The organism is Leucobacter celer subsp. astrifaciens (assembly GCF_001273835.1).
GTDB classification, from domain to species: domain Bacteria; phylum Actinomycetota; class Actinomycetes; order Actinomycetales; family Microbacteriaceae; genus Leucobacter; species Leucobacter celer.
In genome coordinates, this window is sequence record NZ_JHEI01000012.1 from 1 (window position 1) to 214 (window position 214).

Below are 214 nucleotides of genomic sequence, written 5' to 3' on the forward strand. Positions count from 1 at the left end.
GGCAGCGATCGACCGGGCCGCCGCTCGAGCAGATCGATGCCACTGCCCCGCGCCCACGCGACGCAGGTGGCCATCCCCCCGTCGGGCACGGTGAGATAAGCCGTGAGCCCGGTATCGCCCGCCACACCCTCGAGCACCGCTTGCGCTCCCGACCACTCCGTCAACCCGCGCGCAGCCGCGGCGGCCAGTCGCAACCCTCGCCGGCGCGTCCCAC

The 214-nt window shown here is 74.8% G+C and carries 1 protein-coding gene; it reads right to left on the minus strand.

Annotated features, from left to right (window positions below):
• A partial coding sequence (locus AMS65_RS20055; RefSeq protein ID WP_394324709.1) for a hypothetical protein occupies window positions 1–214 on the minus strand: 214 nt, incomplete at both ends.